The 19,614-nt window shown below is 46.0% G+C and carries 13 protein-coding genes; 8 read left to right on the top strand and 5 right to left on the bottom strand.

The features are described 5' to 3' along the window. Nucleotides 1–283 precede the first annotated feature (283 nt). Nucleotides 284–1,279, bottom strand: coding sequence for an aspartate--ammonia ligase (gene asnA / locus GSF13_RS07355; RefSeq protein ID WP_010374293.1), 996 nt, complete (start codon nucleotides 1,277–1,279; stop codon nucleotides 284–286). Nucleotides 1,280–1,440: 161 nt separating this feature from the next. On the opposite strand from asnA, the gene asnC reads away from it, so the two are divergent. The 7 genes from asnC (at nucleotide 1,441) to GSF13_RS07320 (ending at nucleotide 11,244) form a co-directional block, all read left to right on the top strand. After that, nucleotides 1,441–1,899, top strand: coding sequence for a transcriptional regulator AsnC (gene asnC, locus GSF13_RS07350; RefSeq protein WP_010374296.1), 459 nt, complete (start codon nucleotides 1,441–1,443; stop codon nucleotides 1,897–1,899). Nucleotides 1,900–1,949: 50 nt separating this feature from the next. Then, nucleotides 1,950–2,648, top strand: coding sequence for a tRNA (guanosine(18)-2'-O)-methyltransferase TrmH (gene trmH, locus GSF13_RS07345; protein ID WP_206471814.1), 699 nt, complete (start codon nucleotides 1,950–1,952; stop codon nucleotides 2,646–2,648). A 28-nt stretch (nucleotides 2,649–2,676) separates the two neighbouring features. Next, entirely contained in the window at nucleotides 2,677–4,764 is a 2,088-nt protein-coding gene (gene recG / locus GSF13_RS07340; protein ID WP_211867657.1) for an ATP-dependent DNA helicase RecG, read from the top strand. A 663-nt stretch (nucleotides 4,765–5,427) separates the two neighbouring features. Then, nucleotides 5,428–6,090 (top strand): esterase, encoded by a 663-nt coding sequence (locus tag GSF13_RS07335; RefSeq protein ID WP_010605870.1) that lies wholly within the window; start codon nucleotides 5,428–5,430, stop codon nucleotides 6,088–6,090. A gap of 205 nt (nucleotides 6,091–6,295) precedes the next feature. Beyond that, a complete protein-coding gene (locus tag GSF13_RS07330) occupies nucleotides 6,296–7,021 on the top strand; it encodes a TetR/AcrR family transcriptional regulator (RefSeq protein WP_211867655.1) in 726 nt (241 codons plus the stop codon). 15 nt (nucleotides 7,022–7,036) lie between these two features. Continuing rightward, the gene (locus GSF13_RS07325; RefSeq protein WP_211867653.1) at nucleotides 7,037–8,137 is read left to right on the top strand and encodes an efflux RND transporter periplasmic adaptor subunit; all 1,101 of its coding nucleotides are present in this window, start codon (nucleotides 7,037–7,039) and stop codon (nucleotides 8,135–8,137) included. Next, nucleotides 8,137–11,244, top strand: a complete 3,108-nt coding sequence (locus tag GSF13_RS07320) for an efflux RND transporter permease subunit (RefSeq protein ID WP_211867651.1) — start codon at nucleotides 8,137–8,139, stop codon at nucleotides 11,242–11,244. The genes GSF13_RS07325 and GSF13_RS07320 overlap by 1 nt, the downstream gene beginning before the upstream one ends. A gap of 120 nt (nucleotides 11,245–11,364) precedes the next feature. Here the strand turns inward: GSF13_RS07320 and GSF13_RS07315 are convergent, their stop codons facing one another. Beyond that, nucleotides 11,365–12,552 carry an NAD(P)/FAD-dependent oxidoreductase gene (locus GSF13_RS07315; RefSeq protein WP_174170478.1) on the bottom strand — a complete coding sequence of 396 codons (1,188 nt, stop codon included), beginning with the start codon at nucleotides 12,550–12,552 and terminating at the stop codon, nucleotides 11,365–11,367. A 544-nt stretch (nucleotides 12,553–13,096) separates the two neighbouring features. On the opposite strand from GSF13_RS07315, the gene GSF13_RS07310 reads away from it, so the two are divergent. Further along, entirely contained in the window at nucleotides 13,097–15,247 is a 2,151-nt protein-coding gene (locus GSF13_RS07310; RefSeq protein WP_211867649.1) for a S8 family peptidase, read from the top strand. Nucleotides 15,248–15,442: 195 nt separating this feature from the next. Here GSF13_RS07310 and GSF13_RS07305 read toward each other — a convergent pair whose 3' ends face one another. The 3 genes from GSF13_RS07305 to GSF13_RS07295 form a co-directional block, all read right to left on the bottom strand. Then, nucleotides 15,443–17,365, bottom strand: coding sequence for a methyl-accepting chemotaxis protein (locus tag GSF13_RS07305; protein WP_206471795.1), 1,923 nt, complete (start codon nucleotides 17,363–17,365; stop codon nucleotides 15,443–15,445). Between the two features lie 162 nt (nucleotides 17,366–17,527). Continuing rightward, entirely contained in the window at nucleotides 17,528–18,226 is a 699-nt protein-coding gene (locus tag GSF13_RS07300; protein ID WP_248298681.1) for a class I SAM-dependent methyltransferase, read from the bottom strand. Between the two features lie 131 nt (nucleotides 18,227–18,357). Next, nucleotides 18,358–19,509 carry a response regulator gene (locus GSF13_RS07295; protein ID WP_010605885.1) on the bottom strand — a complete coding sequence of 384 codons (1,152 nt, stop codon included), beginning with the start codon at nucleotides 19,507–19,509 and terminating at the stop codon, nucleotides 18,358–18,360. Between the last annotated feature and the right edge of the window lie 105 nt (nucleotides 19,510–19,614).

The following is a 19,614-nucleotide window of genomic DNA, read 5'->3' as shown; positions in this document are numbered from 1 at the left end:
ACCTCGCAATCTCTTCACAGCTCGCCGCGTGAAGCTGCTCCTACCAAGGCATTCACCCAGTAGGAGCGAGTTCATCTCGCGATCTTTTAACCGCTCGCCGCGTAAAGCAGCTCCTACCAGAGTATTCACCCAGTAGGAGCGAGTTCACCTCGCGATCTTTTAACTGCTCGCCGCGTAAAGCGGCTCCTACCAAAGTATTCACCCAGTAGGAACGAGCTCGCCGTGTAAAGCATCTCCTACCAAGGTATTCACCCCGTAAGAACGAGTTCACCTCGCGATCTGTTTAAAGCAAATCTGCTACGCTGCTACGTACTTCTTCAGGCCATACCCCAACTTGTACCTGACCAATATGCTGCTTTTGCAACAGCAACATCACTAAACGCGATTGGCCAATACCACCCCCAATGGTTTGTGGTAATTCGCCCGCTACTAATTGTTGGTGCCAATCTAAACTCAAGCGTGCTTCGTCATCGGTTAATTTAAGCTGTCTTGCAAGCGAATCAGGGCAAACACGAATGCCCATTGATGAGATTTCAAATGCATCTTCTAGCACCGGGTTCCACACCAAAATATCACCGTTAAGTCCTTGGTATTTATCGCATGTTGGCGTTGACCAATCGTCATAATCCGGCGCGCGAACGTCATGAATCTTACCGTCCCCAAGCTCACCACCAATGCCAATTAAAAATACCGCGCCATATTCTTGGGCAATCGCTTTTTCACGTTGCTTGGCAGTAAAATCTGGATACATAGTGCGTAATTCTTCGCTGTGCACAAAGGTAATTTTCTCAGGAAGGAATGCCGCAATGCCAAACTCATCCTCAACCACTTTTTCCGTTGCTTTAATTGAGCGATAAAGGGTTTCTACCGTTTCTTTTAGTTTTGCCAGCGAACGCTCACTGTTTTCGCAAATCACCTTTTCCCAGTCCCACTGATCCACATAGACAGAATGGATTGGCGATAGCTTATCTTCGTCAGGGCGTAGCGCTTTCATGTGCGTATAGAGGCCTTCGCCTTTAGCAAAACCATAATCGCCTAGTGTTTTGCGCTTCCACTTAGCAAGTGAATGCACTACCTCAAACTGCGCATCCGGTAGCGTTTTCACTTTTACCTGCACCGCCTGCTCGTGGCCACTTAGGTTGTCTTGAATACCGTCGCCCAAACGCGCCAAAATAGGCGCTTGTACTTCAACTAAACCCAATTGCTCGGTTAGCTGTGCTGAAAATACTTGTTTTACTCGTGCTATCTGTTTTTGTGTCTCTTGATACTTGCTCAACATGGTTAGGTCCTCATTCCCGAATTTGTCGTTTTGTTGAGTCTATATTTAAAGAAACCGACACAAACATCAATAACCCGCAATAAAAACACCTTTACATAATTATTTTCATCAAAAATATGCTATAAATTTTATATAAACGACAATTGTTAATGGATATTTACATGGAAAATTATGAGATCGACAATCTGGATAGATCCATCCTTCACGCTTTAAAAGAAAATGCACGAACGCCCTACGCGGAATTAGCAAAAAGATTTGCTGTTAGCGCCGGTACCATCCATGTTCGGGTCGAAAAAATGAAGCAAGCGGGGATCATTGAAGGGACTCAAGTGAGCATTAATGCCAAACGACTTGGTTATGATGTCTGCTGTTTTATCGGAATAAACTTAAAACACGCCGGCGACTACCCGGGAGCCATCGCACGTTTAAAGGAATTTGAAGAAGTTGTTGAGGCTTACTACACCACAGGCAATTACAGCATATTTATCAAAGTGATGGCGCGCTCCATCGACCACCTTCAGGATGTGCTTATTAATAAAGTGCAGACCATTGAGTCTATCCAGTCAACCGAAACGCTGATCTCACTGCAAAACCCAATTCAGCGCACCGTTATGCCCTAGCTTCTTTTTTGTTATAATCGCGGGAATTTTTTGATTAGAGTAGTAAGTAGATGGCTGAGAATAGATTCCATCGTGTAAAAAGCGTATTAGATAGACGCCAAACCGACCTCACAGTGTGCCTAGATGAAGTGCATAAGCACCATAATCTGTCAGCGATTGTGCGTACCGCAGATGCGGTTGGCTGTCACCACGTACACGCAGTATGGCCACAAGATCAAAGACGGTTAACAAACAATACCTCTGGCGGCAGCAAAAATTGGGTTGAAACCCATATGCATGAGGATATAGACCAAGCTGTTGCGACAATTCGTGAACAAAACCCAGGTGTACAATTATTAGCAACCAACCTTAGCGATAGCGCCGTTGATTTTCGTGAAATTGATTACACCAAACCTACCGCTATTATTGTCGGGCAAGAGCGTTTAGGGATCTCAGAGCGCGCACTTGAGCATGCGGATCAGCACATCGTGATCCCAATGCAAGGTATGGTGCAATCACTCAATGTGTCTGTTGCTGCAGCGCTTATTTTATACGAAGCGCAGCGCCAAAGAGATGCAGTAGGACTGTACAAACGTACAGACATGATGGATCCTGTGGTAAAACATAAGTTACTATTTGAAGGATGTCATCCAATCATTGCAACCCGCTGTCGCGAAAAAGGGCTACCTTACCCGGCACTTGATGAGCACGGTGAAATCGTTGCAGACGACGCTTTTTGGGACATTCTTAAGTTTACGCAGAAGAAATAAATAACGCGGATCGCGCTAGAGGATTAGCATGTCGACACCAAATTTGGCCACTTATCCAATCACCGAATTAAAAGGCGTAGGCCCAAAAGCGGCCGAGCGTTTGGCCAAACTTGGCATTCAATCGGTGCAAGACATGTTATTTCACCTTCCGCTACGCTACGAAGATCGTGCGCGCACCTATCCTATCTGCGAGCTGCAAGCGCATAGCCATGTCAGTATTGAAGCCGAGATTGAACGCAGCGAAATCACGCAAGGCAAACGCCGCATGTTGGTGTGTTATGTTAATGATGGGACGGGGCGGATCGCGCTGCGCTTTTTCAACTTTAATGCGGCACAAAAAAATGCCATGCAAGCGGGCAAAGTGATCCGCTGTTTTGGTGAAGTTCGCCGCGGTCATTATGGCTTTGAAATGGCGCATCCAGAATACAGTATTAAAGAGACGCGCTCTGCACCGAGCGATCCGAGCCTTGCGACGCTTACCCCAGTTTATCCTACCACCGAAGGATTAAAGCAACTGAGCATTCGGGCAATTGCCGATCAAGCCGTTGAGTTACTACGCAAATATGATGTACCAGACTATTTACCAGCTCAATATCGACCATCGCAGCAAAGCCTAAAAGAAGCGCTGTTATTACTGCACCGTCCACCACAGGAAGTGGATTTAGCGCAATTAGAGCTTGGGCAACACCCCGCGCAAGCACGCTTAGCGTTTGAAGAGTTATTGGCGCAAAACCTCAGCTTGCTTAAGCTTAGGCAAAAAGGCCAAGCGGTAAAAGCGGTTGCACTACCGCCCACCAATCTACTTGAAGCCCAGTTTTTGTCGGCCTTGCCATTTGCCCCCACCAATGCCCAAAGCCGAGTAGTGGCAGAGATCAAAGGCGATTTACAACATCCCTACCCCATGATGCGATTGGTGCAAGGGGATGTTGGCTCAGGAAAAACGCTTGTGGCAGCGCTTAGTGCGTTAACGGCTATCGCGCAGGGTTATCAAGTAGCATTGATGGCACCCACTGAGATCCTATCCGAGCAACACGGCATCAACTTCCTTAATTGGTTTGAACCTATGGGCATAGAAACCGTATGGCTGGGTGGTAAAACCAAAGGCAAGGAACGCACTCATGCGCTTGAGCGTATTGCTTCAGGGCAAGCACAGATGGTGGTTGGCACCCATGCGTTATTCCAAGAGCAAGTACAGTTTTCTAACCTTGCGCTTATCATTATCGACGAGCAACATCGTTTTGGTGTGCATCAGCGCCTAGCGCTGAGAGAAAAGGGAAAGTTTGGCGATTGCTATCCGCATCAGTTAGTGATGACCGCAACCCCAATCCCGAGAACCTTGGCAATGACGGCCTATGCAGATCTTGAAACCTCAATTATCGACGAGCTACCACCGGGCAGAACACCAATCACAACCGTCGCCGTGCCAGACACCAGACGCAATGAAGTGATCAAAAAAGTACAAAAGGCCTGTGTTGAAGATAAGCGCCAAGTTTACTGGGTATGTACGCTGATAGATGAGTCGGAGGCGTTACAATGCCAAGCCGCAGAAGACACTGCCAAAGCACTTGCCGAAGCCTTGCCAGAACTTAATATTGCGCTGGTGCATGGTCGCATGAAAGCCCAAGAAAAACAGACCATCATGGACGAATTTAAACAAGGTCATACCCATGTGCTGGTTGCCACTACCGTGATTGAAGTGGGCGTGGATGTACCCAATGCTAGCCTTATCATCATTGAAAACCCTGAGCGCTTGGGTCTGGCGCAGCTTCACCAATTGCGCGGCCGTGTTGGTCGTGGGCAAATCGCATCACATTGTTTACTGCTTTACCATGCACCACTGTCGGTCACTGCGCAAAAGCGTTTGGGGGTGCTTAGAGAAAGTAACGACGGATTTGTCATCGCTGAGCGCGACCTTGAGATCCGTGGCCCGGGTGAAGTGCTTGGTACAAAACAAACTGGATTGGCGGAGCTAAAAATTGCCGATCTTAGCCGTGATAAACATTTATTACCGCAAGTGAGAAGCCTCGCTTTTACCGTGCTAAAAAACCACAGCGATATTGTTGACCCGATTATCTGGCGCTGGATGGGTGATAAGAGTGAACTAGCCATGGCGTAAGCCTGAAGCGCCAAATGATATAGAGATCGCGAGGTGAACTCGCTCCCACAAAATGAACCACTCTGGTAGGAGCCGCTTTACGCGGCGAGCAGTTAAGAGATCGCGAGGTGAACTCGCTCCCACTAAATGAGCCATTCTGGTAGGAGCCGCTTTACGTGGCGAGCAATTAAAAGATCGCGAGGTGAACTCGCTCCCACAAAATGAACCACTCTGGTAGGAGCCGCTTTACGCGGCGAGCAATTAAAAGATCGCGAGGTGAACTCGCTCCCACTAAATGAGCCATTCTGGTAGGAGCCGCTTTACGTGGCGAGCAGTTAAGAGATCGCGAGGTGAACTCGCTCCCACACAATGCGCCTGCTCCCATAAAATAAGCCACTCTGGTAGGAGCCGCTTTACGCGGCGAGCAATTAAAAGATCGCGAGGTGAACTCGCTCCCACACAATGCACCTGCTCCCATAAAATAAGCCACTCTGGTAGGAGCCGCTTTACGCGGCGAGCAATTAAAAGATCGCGAGGTGAACTCGCTCCCACACAATGAGCCGGATCCCACAAAATAAACTCGTTCTCACAACTCTCTCATACAAAATAACCCATCGCGCTACGCTTGCTTCTTTTATCAAAGCTTGGCTACCATCTCTCTACATCAACTAAAAAAACTCAAAAATGAATCGTTTACTACGTGCTGTATGCACCTCATTTGCTGCTTGCATGGCGTCGATCGCCTCAGCAAAAGCAGTTTACCCAGATGTACCAGAGCAGATTAATTCATCTGCCAAATATGTTTTTTACTCTCATGGCTATATCGTTGAAGGTGATAATGAAACCCCTATTCATAAGCGCTGGGGTAAATATGACTTTCCAGCCATCAAACAGGCATTAAGTGATGATGCCTATACGCTAATTGCTGAGCATCGCCCTAAAGGCGTCGCACCAGAAGCGTATACAAAAACCTTGGTTAGCAAGGTTCACAAGTTACTGGACGCGGGCGTCAGCGCCAGCAACATTACACTCGTGGGGTTTTCTCGCGGTGGCGCGTTAACGATAATGGCAAGTGATGCATTAAAAAATGATGCCATTCACTACGTGGTACTAGCAGGCTGCGCTGGGCTTATCAAAAGTAAAACCGAGATTAAACTCTACGGCAAGGTGTTGTCGGTTTACGAAACCTCAGATCAAGTGGGTTCTTGCGATTTTGTGAAAGCACGCTCTGCAAACCTCAAAAGCTTTACAGAGCTTTCGATTTCAACCGGTAAGGAACACGGCGCTTTTTATCTCCCGAGAGACGAGTGGTTAAAGCCAGTTAAAAGCTGGATTTTAAATCACTAAATAATTAACCTGAGCTTTGGTTAATTAGCGTGGCGTTCTTTCAGAGGAACGCCGTACAGCGCATTCATTCTACTCCCTTTGATATCTTTAAATCGCATTTTCAAACAAGCCCCCCTGATTACTTATTGCACTTTTAAAAATGCTCTCTATAATTGAACCTTATTCGAATACCATTCGAATAAGGTTCAAACTCTAAGGAGAAACGATGGCACCGGCACCTAAGTATGATAAAGAAACCCAGCAACGCATGATTTTAAACGCTGCGGAACAATGCATTAATGAGTCTTCAGTCACTGACTTTACAATGGCAAAGGTCTCTTTGCTTGCAGGATTGTCTATGGGCTCAATCTATAAATTTGTGCAGACTAAAGAAGACCTAGTAATGGCGCTGGCCTATGAGTCTTTTACCCATACATCCAGTGTTTTTAAGCAAGTGTTATCCTTACCACTTAGCACGCCAGAACGCATGCTCGCGGTGTGTCTTATCTCGCCACAAAAGCTAAAACGCTTCTCTTTTGATTATGAATTGCAGTCCTACTCTACCAATGAGGCGGTGATTAAAAGGGCTTCTGAGTTTTGGACCAATAAAATTATCGAATCCTGTGGTGGCTGTGAAAACGTGTTTAAACAAGCGCTAATTGATGGCATTGAAGCAGGTGAGTTGCAAGCTACACCAGATCTACACGACATGATAGAAGAAATTATCATCACCGGCTGGGCGCTTACCGTGGGATATGAGCAAGTACTGCGCTTGCAACAAACTAAGCAAATTGTTGAGGGCACAGCTTCATTGCTCACACCACTTGAGCTTAATGATCCTGTTATTCGCAGCACGGTGAGGCTACTTAACAGTTATCCATGGCAACAACCTATCACTCAAGACTCTCTGGTACGTATAGAGAAAGAATTGCAAGCGCTCGAGCTTCGTTAACTTAAGGAAATCACAATGAACATCAAACGTTGGCTTATGGCCGTTGTCATCATTCTCATCGTTATTACCAGCCTTGGATTTGTGAAGTTTACACAAATCCAAGCGGCGATCGCCTTTGGGGAATCTTTCCCAGAGCCCTCGGCTTCGGTAAAAAGCACGTATGTATCAACCACTGAGCATATTAAATCGGTTAAGGTTGTAGGTCAGCTCCATGCCAAGCGCACCGTCACCATTAGTAACGAGTATCCAGGTCTTATCACTTACGTCGGTTTTCAGCCCGGTGAGCAAGTAGCAGCGAACCAAGTATTACTACGCTTAGATAGCAGCATTGATGAGGCGAATCTATTAGCGGCTAAAGCTCGAGTAAAGCTTGCTAAATCAACCTATCAACGGGTTGCCAAATTACTAGAACAAAAGCGGATCAGCCCAGATGAGGTGGACAAAGCCGAAGCCGAGGTGGCAATTAATCTGGCAGACGTAAAACGACTAACCACATTAATCGAGAAAAAAACCATTCGTGCACCTTACTCGGGTCAAACGGGGTTAGAGCAATATCAGGTTGGTCAATTACTTGATGCCAATAGCGAAATCACTTTCCTGGTTGGGTTAGACGACAGCATTTGGGTGGATTTCAAAATTCCACAAACCTTACCACAACCTAACTTAGGCGAAGGCGTTAGCGTGGCAATTTCTAATGCCAGCGGCCAAAAGCCTGCTCGCGTATCAGCCAAAATGCCAATGGTCGATGTCGCATCGCGTCAACAAAGTTATCGTGCTGAGCTACAAAACAGCAATGGCACACTCAGCCACAATCAAATGGTGTTAGTCAATGTACCAACCGAGATTGTGAACGCCGCAGTTGTGCCAACCAATGCAATTACGCGCAATCACTTTGGCGAGTTTGTTTATGTACTTGAAAAGGACGACAGCCAAAACTGGCGAGCAAAACCAGTAAAAATTACTTTAGGCGATAAAGTAAACGATCAGCAACTTGTACTATCTGGCCTGCGTGGTGGTGAATTTATTGCTGCTGAAGGCGCATTTAAGCTACAAGAAAACTTATTGGTTTATACCGATCAGGTTGCCGCTGTTGATGGCAATAACGGAGGCCAGTAATGAGCGCATTACACGAAAATAAGCCGTCTATCATGGATATTTTTGTTAACCGGCCGGTACTGGCGATCGTGGTGTCATTGCTTATTGTGCTAGCGGGTTTTAATGCCGCCCGAGATATATCGGTGCAGCAATATCCAAAAATAGAAAGTGCCTCACTGGTGATCAACACTGTCTATACAGGCGCTGCCGCAGACGTCGTTAAAGGCTATGTTACCGAGCCAATCGAGCGAGTGGCCTCTACTGTTCCTGGCGTCGACTATGTAGACTCGATAACTACCTCGGGACTTAGCAAAGTTACCGCTTGGCTTGAACTTAATCATAGTACCACCGATGCCTTGGCTGAGCTGACCACCCGATTAAACCAGATTAAGTTTGAGTTACCCAGCGGAGCGGAAGATCCAGCCATTCAAATCGTACGCGCCGACAGCCCATATGCGGTATTCTATCTCGATGTGGAATCTCAAGGTCTGCCACGTAATAACGTGAGCGATTATTTGATCCGAAATGTTGTCCCTTCTATGTCTGATATTCCCGGTGTACAAAAAGTGACGCTGGAAGGTGGCCGCGATCCAGCAATGCGAATTTGGCTCGATACCGAAAAACTCGCTATCTATGGCGTAAGTGCTAGCGACGTATTTGCCGCACTACAAGCAAACAACACCATTGCCACCTTAGGTTACAGTGAAAATAACAGACAACGCATCGACCTAATGGCCAATACCTCGTTAAAAACGGTAGCCGATTTTAACAACCTAGTGGTAAAAGAAATCGATGGCACGCAACTCAAGCTCGGTAACATCGCCACGGTAGAACTCGGTGAAGCCGAAGGCATGGTAACCGCACGCCTTGATGACCACGATACAGTATTCTTAGCGGTGTGGGCATTACCAGGTGCCAATGAAATCGATATTGGTGACGCGCTGTATAAAAAAATTGATGAGATTAATACCATCTTACCCGACGGCATGCATCTAAGAATTGGCTACGATGGCACGCTTTATATGCGTGATTCCATAAAAGAAATCTTCACCACGCTTGGGGAAACCGTCCTACTCGTGGGGATTGTTGTGCTCGCGATGATGGGCTCGTTTAGAACCGCCATGGTGCCGCTGGTTACCATTCCTATCTCGATTTTAGGCGCAATCGCGGTGATCTCAGCAATGGGCTTTTCACTCAACCTACTGACTATTTTGGCTATCGTGCTTTCTGTTGGTTTAGTAGTGGATGATGCCATCGTGGTGGTTGAAAACGTTGCGCGTCATATGCGCGAAGGCAAACCCAGATTACAAGCCGCGCTTATCAGTTCACGTCAATTACTCGTCCCAATAATTGCCATGACGCTGACCCTTGCTGCGGTCTACGCGCCAATCGGCTTTTTAACAGGTTTAACGGGGTTCTTATTCAGAGAGTTCGCGTTCACCCTAGCCATTGCGGTATTAATTTCTGGACTGGTTGCTATTACCTTATCGCCCATCATGAGTGCTTACGTTAATCCCGAAGGCGGTAAAGAAGGTAAATTAACGCAAAAGGTCAATGGCTATTTTGATCGATTACAAGCGTTCTACTTTCGTGCACTCGATACCTTGTTTAAGTGGCGTCCACAGGTCTTTTTTGTCGCTATCGTGTTCTCTTTATTGTCGGTGCCGTTTTACCTGTTATCACAAAAAGAGCTAGCCCCTATCGAAGATCAAAGCAGTATCCAAGTCGTAGTGGAAGCACCACCTGAGTCTTCTCAAGCTTATACCTCAGCGAAAATGAATGACACTGCCGAGGTCATGAACGCCACTGAAGGCGCTGAGTTTACTTGGCAGATTATTACGGCAGCAGCAGGTTTTGGTGGTGTAGAGCTTGCACCATTTGATGAGCGAGAAAACTCAGTGCACGACTTACTATACGATCTATACGGCCGGTTAGGCAGCGTGACTGGGCTAAGTTTATTCCCTATTCTACCGGCATCGCTTCCTACCGCAGGGCAGTTTGACGTTGAAGTAGTATTCCGTGCCAGTGACGACCCAACCGCGATGAAGCAGTACGCTGATGAGATTATTCAACGCGCAACCGCCAGTGGCAGCTTTATGTTCGTCAATACCGACCTAAAAATCGACTTGCCGCAAGCCGAGCTTGAAATCGACCGAGAGCTGGTTGCTGACTTAGGTCTAAACTTGTCGTCGGTAAACGAGCAACTTAGCATTTATATGTCGAATAATTTTGCCAACTACTTCAACAAAGAAGGCAAAGCCTACCGCGTCATTCCCATTGTCGGCGATGGCGAAAGGTACAATCCTGAGAACATTCTTAATATGCAAGTAAGAACGGATGCTGGCGATCTTATTCCGATTTCAGCGTTTGCCACCTTACGCACCTTTACAAGCCCGAGAGTGCTTGGCTCATTCAATCAGCAAAACTCGTTTAGAATATTGGCAGGCACACTACCGCACATAACCAAAGAGCAAGCGCTCACACAGGTTGAAGAAATTGCAGCAGACGTCTTACCGAGTCACTACTCAATTGACTACGCTGGCGAATCAAGACAGCTAAGAAAAGAAGGCAACACCATGGTTGGCGTACTCCTGTTTGCGATGATAGTGGTGTTTTTCTTACTGACGATCCAGTTCAACAGCTTTAGAGATCCGCTCGTGGTACTACTCGGCTGCGCACCTTTGGCACTCGCAGGTGCATTGATGCTACCGTTTTTATCACTCACGACCGTCAACATTTACAGCCAAATCGGCCTAATTACGCTCATCGGTTTAATCGCCAAAAATGGCATCTTGATTGTTGAATTTGCGAACCACTTACAGCTTGAAGGTAAATCGAAATTTGAGGCGGTAAAAGGGGCTGCGGCCACACGTCTAAGACCCATACTGATGACCACAGGTGCAACCGTGCTTGGTCACTTCCCGTTGGTATTGGTAACCGGTGCAGGCGCAGAAGCGCGCAACAGCATAGGTATTATCTTAGTCGCAGGCATGCTCATTGGTACTTTCTTCACTTTGATTGTCTTACCGCTACTTTATGAAAAGTTAGCCAGCGATCACCGTGGCGAAGCCGAAACCATTGAAGCCTATCCAGAGGCGCAATTGGTAGGCAAAGCCAGTATGACGTGATAACTAACAACAAAAAGGACACTAAGTATATGCTTAGTGTCCTTTTAAATTGGTAAAAGCCTTTCTTTTGATAAGCTATAATTTATTTCAATCTATAGCCGCTTTTGATCGTGATTTGGGCTAACAAGCCTGCCCGCATGCCCACCCGGAGCTCCACGCGTATTGGAAATTATAGCCCCCGAGCCATCCGGTGACATCGGTTACTTCGCCGATAAAGTACAGGCCTTTTTGTTTTTTAGCTTCGAAAGTTTTTGAGCTTAATTCGTCGGTATCTACACCACCTAACGTAACCTCTGCGGTGCGATAACCCTCTGTGCCATTTGGTTTTATTTTCCAGCTAGTGAGGGTTTCTGTCAGTTTTTCAATCTCTGTGTGGCTGAGTTGGTTGGCGTTTTTATCTGGGATGCTGCCGTCGCTGATTAAGGCCTCAATAAAGCGCTTTGGTAAGATGGTCGAAAGCAAGTTCTTCAGGCTCTTTTGCCCTTGCTCACTACGCCAGTCATGGAGTTGTGCTTGCACATCTAAGTCAGGTAATAAATTGATGCTAACAAACTCTCCTGCTTTCCAAAATGAGCTGATCTGCAAAATTGCGGGGCCAGATAAGCCTCTGTGGGTAAAGAGAATATTTTCTCTAAATTGGATACCGCTTTCGCTGGTCACTAGGCTATCTACGCTAATACCAGACAAACCATCAAAGCGTGCTTTGTCGTGATCATGGAGTGTAAATGGTACAAGCGCTGCCGTGGTTGGTAATACCGTTAAACCGAATTGCTCCGCTATTTTGTAGCCGATTGGCGTTGCGCCAAGTTTTGGCATGGTTAAGCCACCAGCGGCGATCACCACTGACTCGCAGTTGAAGGTTTGAGTTGTGGTTTTGACTAAGTAGCGGCCATCGCTTTGATGCTCAACCGCTAATACTTCTTGACGTAAATGGAGTGACACGCCCGCCCAGTCACATTCGGTAAGAAGAATATCTACGATCTCTTGCGCGCTATTGTCGCAAAACAATTGTCCAAGCGTTTTATGGTGATAAGCAAGGCCATGGCGGTCTACCAATTCAATAAAATCATGTTGGGTATAGCGGCTCAAACACGACTTTACAAAGTGTGGATTTTTACATAGATAGTTAGCAGGTGAAGCATTTTCGTTGGTAAAGTTACAGCGGCCACCACCACTGATCAAAATTTTACGGCCAGGCTTTTTCCCCATATCAACCACTGCAACTTGTCGCCCTCGGTATCCAGCCTGTGCAGCACACATCAACCCTGCAGCACCTGCGCCGATAACGACTACCTCTATTTGTTGCATAAACTCACTCAACTTTTTATCTAAGATTTCTACACTTACCGTTTTGCCAACAGTTTAGCTTTAAACGGCAAAATCGCGACCAAGCGAAAATTATACCTAGATTCTTTATCTAATCACAGCGACGAATAGAAGAAGCAACTCGCATACCTTTCAAACACTTGTAAACATTATGTCAGCGCTATCATTTCTTAAACCTTAAAAAACAAGAAAATAAGATTAGAATAGTAAAATAAAACCAACCTTTAGCACTAACCAAACTCCCACTCTACTGGCTACAAATGCTTCACAAAGTTAAAAACACTATTTTGTTTACAGTCATTTACAATGTAACTGAAATTTATTCACTCTCTCACAAATATGAAAAATATTGATTAAAAACAATACAGTAAGAATTTTTTATAGCCATTTATCCGTCCACATATAACTAAAAAATTAGTGCAAATAACAAAACAGCGCTTTCTTTTTTTTAACTAGGAGTTTACTTTCACTGACCATCAGCTTTTTATTAACAGCTGAACAACAAGTTAGAAACTAGGGAAACATTATGACAATCAATAAAAACTTTAAGCGCGCTGCACTAAGCGTCGCAGTGAGCGCATTATTCACTGCAACAGCAGTTACAGCCGCACCAGCACAATCAATCGGCCAAGATGCAGCGCTTGCAGCAACGGCACAAAAACTATCATCACAAAGCACGCTTGGTACACAGTTCATCATCAAGTACAAAGATGCGGGTTCGCAAATGATGGGCCTTTCAGCTGCGGATCTTGCTCCAGCTAAAATGCAACAACGTGCAGAAAGCTTTGTACAAGGCTTTAAGAGCAGTAAAGCGAGTGCTCGCGCTCAATACGTACGCCCAATGGCACTTAGCAATCACCACGTTATGCGTGCTGACAAAAAGCTTTCAGCAAAAGAAGCACAAGCATTCATGAACGAAGTGATGGCTTCTGGTAATGTTGAATACATCGAAATTGACCAAATGCTAAAGCCATTCGCAACGCCTAACGATCCTCGTTATAACGATCAATGGCATTACTACGAAGCTGCTGCTGGTATTAATGCCCCAGCTGCGTGGGATAAAGCAACAGGTCAAGGTGTGGTAGTTGCGGTACTAGATACAGGTTATCGCCCACATCTAGACTTAGATGCCAACATTCTGCCTGGCTATGACATGATCTCTAATACCTTTGTTGCGAACGATGGTGGCGCACGTGACAACGATGCTCGTGACCCTGGTGATGCGGTCACTCGCGGTGAGTGTGGAACTGACTCTTCAGGTCAACCTGTGCCACGCGCAGATCAAGACTCAAGCTGGCATGGTACGCACGTAGCGGGAACGGTTGCTGCAGTAACAAATAATGGCGAAGGTGTAGCTGGTGTTGCTTACGACGCTAAAGTAGTGCCTGTACGTGTTCTTGGTAAATGCGGTGGCTTAACTTCTGACATCGCTGACGGCATCATATGGGCATCTGGCGGCTCGGTATCTGGTGTGCCTGCAAATGCTAACCCAGCTGATGTTATCAACATGAGTTTAGGTGGTGGCGGTGCATGTAGCGCAACTACACAAAATGCAATCAACCAAGCACGTAACAACGGTACAGTCATTGTTATTGCGGCAGGTAACGACAACGATAACTCAGCAAACTACAACCCAGGTAACTGTAATGGCGTAGTAAACGTAGCATCTGTAGGTCGTGATGGTAGCCGAGCTTATTACTCAAACTATGGTGCAAACATCGACGTTGCCGCTCCGGGTGGCGCACAAAGTTTTGCGAATGATCCTGAAGGTATCCTATCTACCCATAACTCAGGCTCTGGTGCTCCTTCAAATGATAGCTACCACTACTCACAAGGTACGTCTATGGCGGCACCTCACGTTGCGGGTGTTGCAGCGCTAATCAAGCAAGCAAAACCATCTGCTACGCCTGACGAAGTAGAAACTATCTTGAAAAACACTACACGCAGCTTCGCGGGTAGCTGTTCAAACTGTGGTACAGGTGTTGTTGATGCAGCCGCTGCGGTAAATGAAGCTTTAGGCGATGTTGTCACACCACCTACAGGTAATACGCTTGAAGATGGCGTAGCGAAAACAGGCTTAAGTGGTGCAGCTGGTAGTGATCAGTTCTTCACTTTTGATGTACCTGCAGGTAAAACCAATGTTACCTTCACCATGAGCGGTGGTACTGGTGATGCTGACCTTTATGTAAAGCTTGGCAGTCAACCAACTTCAAGCAGCTATGATTGTCGTCCTTATGAAGGCGGTAATGCCGAAGTTTGTAGCTTTGACGCACCTCAAGCTGGTACATACCATGTAATGATTAACGGTTATAAAGCTTATTCAGGCGTAAGCTTAGTTGCTGCAACTTCAGGCTCAAGTACAGGAGGCCCTCAAGCGGGTGGCGGTACCGTTGAAGATATTTCAGCGTCAAGCGGTCAGTGGGTGCACTACACAATCGAAGTGCCTGAGGGTATGAGCGACTTCACCGTGAAAACATTTGGTGGCTCAGGTGACGCTGACTTATTCGTTAAGTTTGGCTCTCAACCTACAGCAAGCAGCTATGACTGTCGTCCATATGAAAATGGTAATACCGAGACTTGTGTAATCACTAATCCGCAAGCGGGTACATGGCACCTAAGTGTTAATGCTTACCGTACGTTCTCTGGCCTAACGTTAGACGCGCAGTACAAGCCATAAGCAAACATTAGTAGGCTCTGATTGAGTCTTCTTTCCCCAACGAGAGGCCGCATTTGCGGCCTTTTTTAATTATTTCGAGTTTAGTTTGTGGGAACGAGTTTACCTCGCGATCTTGTAACTGCTCGCCGCGTGAAGCGGCTCCTACGTTTTGGCTTATGCTGTCGAAATAAATCTCGACCTACGGCACAATCCTGATTACCGCAGGCCTAAGGTACCCCTAATCTCCCGCATTTTCTCTTTAAGGCTTTGCTGGATTTGTTGCACTTGCTCATGTGAGCTATTAACCTGACCTTTCATACTATCCATAGCGTGGCCAAAGGTATCTAAGAGGTCTGATTGTTGATTGGCAAGATCCATTGCATGGGCGGCAACTTGGTTGGCGCTCTGTGCGCTCTCTGCCACACCTTCTGAATTGCGTTTCAACTCTTGTGCATGACCAGTTTGCTGCTGTGCCTCATCAGCCAAAGCCGAGATTTGTGTCGATACTTTGTTTGAATTATCACTCAAAACATTTAATTGCTGGTGGATATCAGTCAGTGAGGCTTGTGTTTGCTGTGCAAGCTTTCGTACTTCGTCCGCAACGACCGCAAACCCGCGGCCATGTTCACCTGCGCGCGCCGACTCAATCGCCGCATTGAGCGCGAGTAGGTTCGTTTGTTCTGCGATGGAGCTGATCATATCAATCACTTTACTCACATCTGAAACACCATTAAGTAATTCATTTAAGCTCTCCAGTCCCTGCTCTACCCGCTTTTGTGTGGTCGATGAAGCGCTCAACATAGCATCCGCATAGGACACACTTTGTGTCATTGCTTCAAAGGTGTTATTGGCATTGTCGGCAACTTGCGCGTTGATTTGATTGGCATCCGCCCCAAGCGCTCTAAGCGAGTCAAGCTGTGCTTGGTTTTGCTCCACCTGCTCAAACGTGTCTCCAGCTTGTGCAGAGATCTGCGCCAAGTTAGTGTTCATCTCTTCCATAAAGGTATTGATCACACTCAGCATTTCTGAGCGTTCGTCCGCTTCTGCTCGCTGCCTATCGATTAACTGATTAAAGTAACTCGCAATTTCGCCAATTTCAGTGTCTTGGTTTTTACTTTCAATATTGCGTAACTCATTGCTTTCGATTAGCTGAGCAAAGCCATCGCGTAGTTGTCTTAGCGGAGTTAACACTTGATTGAACTGTACAAAATACACACCACCCGCAAGGAGTACGAGTAACCCAATGGCCACACCAAACAGCATAAACACATTGGTTTTTACGTCAGCCTGCTCTGTTTTTAAGTTGGTTTCTGCTTGTAGGATATTCTCTGAGATTGCTTTAATATCACCTCGCAGTGCTAGCATGCCAGCTTGGCGTTGTTTCGACTGCTGTAAGGTATTTTCTAAGTCGCGGGCATAACGTTTAGGCCAGCTCACAAGCTCCGCTTTTATTTCTAGCGCTAAATCTTCGGCTTCGGCACCTAAAAATAGCTCGTCTTCGTCTACCTCACTCATTACCCCTAAGTTTTCGAGTCGGTCTATTCGCGCGGCAATATCCTGCAACCGGCTTAAGCTCGACATCAAACTCTGTTCGGTCTGCTGTTCGTAAGCCATGACTAATTGGTAGGTATATAAGCTCAAATTCGAGACTTCGCTAAAGTAGTCTGAAGCAAGATTAAAGTAGGATTCTTTGGCGGCACTATCTTGTGCTTTAATTGCATACTTAACGAGGCTCGATGCTGAACCTGACATTTGCCTAAGCGCATTATCTAACAACGCAAGTTCGTTACCAGAAAGCTTGCCGAGTGCACGGTATTTGCCTGCAATATCTTGTTGTAGTTGTATGAGTTTAGTTTTAAGTTGCTCAGCAAGTGCAGGTGGCAACTGCTCTACACTTTGCTGTAATGCTTTGATTTGTTCATCGGCCTTATTTAAATACTGGCTATCGCCCGCACTCAAGTAATCTTCTACTGTACCCTCAAGCTCGATGATCACCGCATTTTTAACTTGATTGTAAGCGGCGTCTTGCGCATCAAGTTCAGTTAATACTTGGCTCGCCCAAAACAGACTCACCCCAAGTAGAATACTCGCTGTCGTCAATAATATTGCCAATAACCGAGTAAAAGTAGACACGCGCATAGAATCACAACCCCTTTATCAAAATGCTCCGCAAGAGTATTAAGGATTTATGACAACTTGATTAAATCTGGTTACCTTTCCTGTGCAATAGTACAAAACCATACTTTTTGCGTATATCCATCTAGATATCTGCTGCACAAAATTAAATCAGGTAGTAGTGTGCTATTTCATTGCGGCATTAACATAAACGTCAAAGCGGTTTTTCTTGGTTTTTATTTGCATACTTGGCGTTTTTTCATTTAAGAAGCCAGCGTAGTCTGGACGTTTTACCACCACCCTTTTTGTGGCTAACTGCAAAGCAAAAGGCAAAAGCGCGTCCGCATCCAAGTCATTGCCAACTAAATCTTGGAATACACGCATTTCTTTTTTCACTTGCGCTGACTTTTCACGATGCGGGAACATAGGATCAAGATACACTACATCTGGACGCCAACCTGCTTGCTCTAGCAAGTCATGGCTGGAGCCAAACTCCAGTCGCATAGTTGACTGTACCCATTCGCCAATTTCAGCATCTTGATAGGCGCGTTGCAAGCCATCGTATAACAACGCTGCGACTACCGGGTTACGCTCGTGTAGCACGACTTTGCAACCCATAGACGCAAGTACAAAGGCATCGCGTCCAAGTCCTGCTGTCGCATCCAAGACCGTAGGCACAGCACCTTTATTTAAGCCCACCGCTTTTGCAATTGCTTGCCCTTTACCACCACCAAATTTGCGTCGATGAGCAACTGCGCCAGTCACAAAATCAACACGGATAGCGCCGAGCTTTGGTTCATCTTTTTTGAATAATTGTAAGCCTAGCTCATCATAAACCAATTGAAACTCCGCCTCGTTAATATTAAGCGCGGATAAATTAAACAGCTTAGTTAGCGTATCTAGGTAGGATCTGTTTTCTTCAAAAGGGGTGTGAATATACAAGCTAAGCTCCCAAGGGTTACCAACCGTGGCAGTATACCCCTTTCCCTTTCTAGTGTCTTTGATTATCCAGCGGCTTAAAACAGTTCAATATCAGCCTGCGACGCCACTTCATCCTCACCCCAAGGTTTCGCTATTTTGTTTAAACTCTCTATAAGCTGCTGGCGTACCTCAGTCACTTCTCCTAACTTATATTTAATTATGGTTAGCTCATCGCTTAAATAAGTGAAATGCTCATAGAGTTCTTGCAACCGTTCTCTTTCACTTGGTTCTAAGACTGCAAGCTTGTCGCTTTCCAGCACCGTCTGAAACTCAGCAACTTTGCCACTGTAATGATCGCCAACGCCGCTTAAATGATCGCTTAGCTCAGCAAATACTTGCCCTATATGCTCCACTTTCTTAAGTGCATCTTCACTGACTTCCATGTCTCTGATTTTGGCATCAGTGGCTTCCAGTATGTGCGGAAATAAATCTTTATAACGACCATAAACGGCAACATCGTCCACTGGCATGTTCTTAATCAGTAAAGAGACTTTAGGATAGTTAATTATGGTTCTGCGACCAAAATCAACAAAACGACTGCTATCTTTGTGTTTCTCAAATAGCTCTTGCTCTATCGGTTGGATCGCTCCCTCGCTGGAGTAAAACATCGCGTCTTGGTGATACCAAAAAGCCACCGCAACATCGAGCTCCATCGGCATAAAAAACTCTAAAAAATGAGCGCTCAACGTATTGAGATCATGCGCGTGATACGACTGCCCAACGTAGCGCATTATACGGCCCATATCACCAGAGTCAGTCATGGCTATTTCAGCTGTGGTTTGAGCGCGCTGTACATCTTGTTTTAGCTGCGACGAGATTTTTCGATAGTCATCAAGGACATTAATACGCGCTAACAACTCTTCAGCGTTAAAAGGTTTGACTATATAGTCTGCGGCACCAGCGTTATAGCCCCGCATTCGCTCTGAAATATCGGCACGAGAAGACAAAAACATTACAGGGATCTCTGTAGTGTCCTCTAGTTTTTTGAGTTGCTCACATACCTCAAAGCCCGACAGCCCTGGCATCTCGACATCAAGCAAGATAATATCCGGACGATATTTTTTAGCCAACCGCAAGCCTTCCTCACCATTTTTCGCATGTAATATTTTGCATGTCCGCGATAGCGCCTCATCAACAATGTGATGGACGAGTTTGTCATCATCAATGGCAAGAACCAGTTTCGTCATGTGGCTTTCCCTATTAATTCATATCTTTATAGAATAGTCAGAGATATTGAATTTGCTAACAAAAAGTCACACTTTCTAAGACAAAAAAAACGCCTTCAGAAGAAG

Origin of the sequence: Pseudoalteromonas sp. M8, from assembly GCF_018141365.1 — a bacterium.
Taxonomy (GTDB): domain Bacteria; phylum Pseudomonadota; class Gammaproteobacteria; order Enterobacterales; family Alteromonadaceae; genus Pseudoalteromonas.
Note: the sequence above shows the minus strand (reverse complement) of the source record. Positions and strands in the feature narration are given on the sequence as shown.